This window comes from Protofrankia sp. Cr1 (assembly GCF_963555865.1).
GTDB lineage: Bacteria > Actinomycetota > Actinomycetes > Frankiales > Frankiaceae > Protofrankia.
Genome location: NZ_CAUVXO010000434.1, coordinates 1 through 4,449, shown reverse-complemented (window position 1 = coordinate 4,449; position 4,449 = coordinate 1). Strand labels below are relative to the sequence as shown.

Sequence of the window (4,449 nt, the reverse complement as noted above, 5' to 3'; positions counted from 1 at the left end):
CTGAATAGCGCACCCCGTCCACCGAGATGGTGGCGTCCCGGCAAACCTTGCGGGTTTCCCCGAACGCGGCCGTGAACGCCCGCTCGGGCAGTGGGTGCAGCCGACTAAATCGGCCGCGCCCCGGTAATTACCGGTGAGGTCGTACGCCTCCAGGATCTCCATGACCTCCTCGTAGGTCTTCATGCCCGCCGAGTCAACCGGCAGAGCTGGTCACGTTGGTGGGGAGGGGTCGTGTCCGCCAGCGGGGAGATCTACCGTCCGTAAATGGGGAGATCTCTTGACCGCCTATGGGGATTTTCTCGTGTCCGTCGACACTGCAACAAGTCACTGATTATGACGGCGGGCCACCTTGCCGAGGCCCTGCCTGGGGGGTGCCCCTCCTTACCTTGACGTGGGTCTTGACACATGCTTGCAACAGGGTCATTCTCATCGAGACCACCTTGTCGCATTCCCGGCCTCGACGGCTCCAAAAGGGGCTTGAGGATAAAGGTCCCAACGGGCAGAACGAGTTCACGACCCGGAAGAGCTGGAGCTGTAAATGAAGACTCCTGACGTCCTGATCAATGGGCTGGGTTCTTTCCTGCCTGATCGGGTGTCCATCGAATGGGCGGTGGAGCGGGACCTCATTGATGGAACGGACGCGGAGCGGCACGGGATCACAAGCGTCACCGTCGCCGACGACTTACCTGCGCCGGAGATGGCGGTGCGGGCGAGCCGGCAGGCTCTGGAACGGGCGGGGCAGACTGCCGAGTCGCTGAGCTTGTTGCTCTATGTCAGCGTCGTGTACCAGGGCCCCCACAGCTGGTGCCCTCAGTACCACGTCCAGCGGCATATAAGTGCGGGTCAGGCCACGGCTGCCGACGAGATCCGGCAGGGTTGAATGGGGCTGTTCTCGGCGCTGGAACTTGCCACGAGTCATCTCCTGGCCTCTGACGAGCACGAAACGGCCCTGGTGACATCCGGTGACAACTTCACCTCGCCGATACTGGATCGCTGGCGTTTCAGCCCGCATTTCGTCATGGGCGACGCCGGTTCTGCTGTCGTCCTCAGTAGGCGAAAGGGCTTCGCCCGACTCAAGCCGATCAACGCGGTCACGCTTCCCGAGTACGAAGCGATGCACCGTGGACCCGAACCCCTGTACCCCCCTGGGGCTACCTCGCCGGGCAAGCTTGATTTTGGCAACTCCAAGGACCGCTGGCTGGACGGTCCGGACCGGGACCCGGCTGGCCCGCTGCAACTCATAGCGGCGCAGGACAAGCTGGTGAGCCGCACCCTCGACGAGGCCGCGATCACGCTGGACGACATTACCCGGGTCGCCTACGCCAACGGGTCCCGGGAACGGGTCCACGACCGCGCGATGGTACCCCTCGGCCTGCCGATGTCCCTTTCGACATGGGAACAGGGGCGCACCGTCGGCCATATCGGCGCCAGCGATCAGATCGTGGCCCTGGAGCAGTTTCTCGCAGACGGCTCCCTGCAGCCCGGCGACCACTTCCTGATGCTCGGCGTCGGACCAGGACTGAACATCGCCTCCGCCGTGATCGAGATCATCGAAACTCCGCACTGGGCCGACACCTCTTAGAGCGCCCGGCAATAGGGGTGTGGATGAAGGAGCGGGGCTGGGGTGCGTAGATCGCGAGGCGGAGGAGGGAGGCACCGGAGGTGTTGGGTGTCGACCGACGACAACGTGGCGAGGTGCGTGCCCCAGCCCCGCGACGCCGCGTCCCCCTATTGCCGGTCGCTCTTAGTCCAACGCTTCCAGGACGCCGCATCAGCATCCAGCTGACCGGTGGCCGCCATGGTGGTCCCATGGCGGCCACCGGCTGAAAAGCGGTACTGGGGGCAGCCGTGCCGGCGGCCTGGCCGCGGGTTATATGGGCTCGCAGAGCTGCGCGTCACGGTTTCCCGTGACCACGGTGAACCGATGGCCCTCTGGTATCAGAGAATGATGACCATCGCCGATGATGGGAGGAATGAGTATGAGGGTGAACGGGGTCTATATCCGTGGAATAGGTGTCGTCCTCGGTGAGCCTATGAAAACGGAGCGCGCAATCGCGGAAGGCCTCTACGAAGAGGATTTGTACCGGATTAGCAAGCTTACGCAAACACACGTCGCTGGTGACATCCCGGCCCTCGCGATGGCTATCGATGCGGCTAAAGAGGCGCTCGGCAGATCGGGTCTAGACATCAACGACGTCGATGCTCACATTCACGTGGGCAACCCTCAACAGGGGGCACGTGCTGAGGGAGTTCCTCTTTACGGGTATGTCCTCCGCGAACTCGGTGGCGATGATATTCACGCCACGGAGATCAGGCAAGGATGCAATGGGATTTTTGGCGCCATCGATGGCGCTGTTGGCTTCCTGACCGGTGCGGCGAACTACGCGAGCGTGCTGATCACGGCTGGCGAGAATTGGACGTCACCACTAATTGACCGCTGGCACGCTGGGCCGGATATTATTTTTGGTGATGGCGGCGTTGCTGTCGTACTGAGCAGAGAGAGCGGCTTCGCTGAGATAGTATCTGCCAATTCATCTACACTTCCCGAATTCGAGGAGTGGCATCGGGGGGATTCTACGCTGCTGCCGCAACGGGATCTCGTGTATACGGTGCCAGACCCGGCGAAGTACGTGCAGGAGTTCATGCGCAAGGGCATCTCTCTTCCGGAGATAGTAGAGCGGTGGTCCAAGTTCTACTTTGATATTTGCTATCGGTCGCTGGCCGATGCGGACATCAATGCTTCGGATATAGCAATGATCATTCCGAGTAATTCGGACGGTCGCCAATTCGAACAACTTCTGTTTGATCCGCTCGGTATCCCCGTCTCGCACTCTTCTGTAGATTTTGGTCGCGGCATCGGCCATGTGGGAGCCTGTGACCAGATGATTTCACTGGAGCATTTCGTGAGCGCCGGGAAGTTTGCCCCGGGAGATTACGTTCTGCTTGTTTCATCGGGGCCCGGGATAACATCTAACAGCATGGTCTTGAGAATTACCGATGTTCCAGCGGCAGTGAATCGTTAGGTCAAGGCGAAGGCTTGCTTCCGCAGGCCGGAGAGTCGGTGAATGATGAGGGACATAACGGACTCCGTTGTGCCTGGCTATCAGATCGCGGTCATCGGAGTGGCTGGCCGCTTCCCGGACGCCGCGGGCCCGGATGCCTTCTGGGAGCTACTGCGGAGCGGAACCAGTCCGATTCGCCGGATGCCGCCCTCCCGTCAGGACTTGATGGGCGTCGACCTCTCGAAGCCGTCACTCGAAGACGAAGGTATCTGGCACGGTGGATTCCTGGAAGAAGTCGATAAATTTGATCCGGGGTTCTTTCGCGTCACACCGCGGGAAGCGGCTTTCATCGATCCCCAGCATCGACTCGCGCTGGAACTAGCATGGGAGGCACTGGAGGACGCGAGGATCGTCCCTGGCCAGATGCGCGATCTGCGCACCGGCGTCTTCGTCACTGCCAGTTCGGACGACTATGCCATTTTGGCGGGCAAGCTGGGTGTAAGTGCCATCACGCAACACACGCTGATGGGATTGCATCGTAGTATGGTGGCGAATCGGGTGTCCTATACGCTTGGACTGCGTGGCCCGAGTATCTCTATAGACACCGGCCAGTCATCTTCGCTGGTGGCGGTTCACCTAGCCTGCGAAAGCCTGCTGCGAGGCGAGTCGGAGATAGTCCTCGCCGGTGGGGTGAACCTGAACATCGCGCCAGAAAGCATCCTCCGGGTCGCGCGGTTCGGGAGCCTTTCTCCGGACGGGCGCTGTTACACGTTTGACGCCAGGGCAAATGGATACGTTCGCGGCGAAGGTGGCGGCCTGGTCATCCTCAAGCCACTGGCCCGAGCGATCGCTGACGGGGACCGCGTTTACTGCGTGATCAGCGGAAGTGCCGTCAACAACGATGGTGGCGGCCCGGGTATCGCCGTACCCGACCAGTCGGCGCAGGAAGAGGTGCTGCGGCTCGCTTACGAACGGGCGGGCGTTGACCTCGCGGACGTGCAATACGTCGAGTTGCATGGGACGGGGACCAAGGTCGGCGACCCGATCGAGGCGGCAGCCCTGGGGGCCGTGCTGGGCGCGGCGAGGACGACGGATCATCCCCTGCTGGTTGGCTCGGTTAAGACAAATGTGGGGCACCTGGAAGGCGCGGCGGGTATCACTGGCCTGATCAAGGTGCTGCTAGCCCTCCGCCATCGGGAGCTGCCGCCGAGCCTGAACTTCGAGGTCCCGAATCCGCGTATCCCGCTTGAAGAGCTGAACCTGCGGGTGCACACGGAACTGGGGCGATGGGCTCGCCCAGGTGAGCCGCTGACCGCCGGGGTGTCCTCTTTCGGCATGGGGGGGACCAACTGCCATCTCGTGCTGCGAGAGGCCCCGCGCACCGGTGAGGTGTCGCTTCAGCCCGGTGATGTGGTGTCCCCGGTGTCCCCGGTGCCGGCCGTGGTGG

Annotated in this window: 5 protein-coding genes; 4 read left to right on the top strand and 1 reads right to left on the bottom strand. The window is 62.1% G+C overall.

Features of this window, described 5'->3' with window-relative positions; all coding sequences use genetic code 11:
- Window positions 1-183 (bottom strand): hypothetical protein (locus U9980_RS23070; protein ID WP_322769861.1); only part of this gene is annotated, 183 nt, incomplete at its 3' end.
- A 355-nt stretch (window positions 184-538) separates the two neighbouring features.
- Between U9980_RS23070 and U9980_RS23065 the strand changes: the two genes are divergently transcribed.
- From U9980_RS23065 to U9980_RS23050, 4 genes are all read left to right on the top strand, one after another.
- Window positions 539-880: a hypothetical protein gene (locus U9980_RS23065; protein ID WP_322769860.1), complete on the top strand. Its 342-nt coding sequence runs from the start codon at window positions 539-541 to the stop codon at window positions 878-880.
- Window positions 881-1,582 carry a 3-oxoacyl-[acyl-carrier-protein] synthase III C-terminal domain-containing protein gene (locus U9980_RS23060; RefSeq protein WP_322769859.1) on the top strand — a complete coding sequence of 234 codons (702 nt, stop codon included), beginning with the start codon at window positions 881-883 and terminating at the stop codon, window positions 1,580-1,582. It begins immediately after the preceding gene.
- Between the two features lie 403 nt (window positions 1,583-1,985).
- Window positions 1,986-3,023 carry a ketoacyl-ACP synthase III family protein gene (locus U9980_RS23055; protein ID WP_322769858.1) on the top strand — a complete coding sequence of 346 codons (1,038 nt, stop codon included), beginning with the start codon at window positions 1,986-1,988 and terminating at the stop codon, window positions 3,021-3,023.
- A gap of 42 nt (window positions 3,024-3,065) precedes the next feature.
- Window positions 3,066-4,449 (top strand): polyketide synthase (locus U9980_RS23050; RefSeq protein ID WP_322769857.1); only part of this gene is annotated, 1,384 nt, incomplete at its 3' end.